1 protein-coding gene is annotated in these 256 nt (G+C 68.0%); it reads right to left on the bottom strand.

Annotation, left to right across the window (positions count from 1 at the left end; genetic code table 11):
* The coding region (locus tag KBI52_RS00235; RefSeq protein ID WP_210804723.1) for a helix-turn-helix transcriptional regulator at positions 1-256 on the bottom strand (256 nt) is incomplete at both ends.

Here is a 256-nt window from a genome sequence, read left to right as displayed (position 1 = left end):
GGGTCGAGCATCCGGCGTCGGCGCAGCACTCGTCGGCCAGGAAACCGATGAGGCCGTTCATCGCCGGGTAGCTGGTCCGGCAAATCAGAGTGGTGGCCTGCCGTTCCTGCGTCACCAGTCCTGTCAGCAGGAGCCGCTGAAGGTGATGCGAGAGCGTCGAAGCCGGGATACCGAGGCGCTCCTGGATCTGCCCGACGGGCAGACCCGCCTCGCCAGCGCGCACCAGCGTGCGGTAGACCTGGAGGCGGGTGGAGTT

Origin of the sequence: Microvirga sp. HBU67558, from assembly GCF_018069605.1 — a bacterium.
Classification (GTDB): domain Bacteria; phylum Pseudomonadota; class Alphaproteobacteria; order Rhizobiales; family Beijerinckiaceae; genus Microvirga; species Microvirga terrae.
The sequence above is the reverse complement of the archived record's forward strand: the minus strand, read 5'-3'. Positions and strand labels throughout refer to the sequence as shown.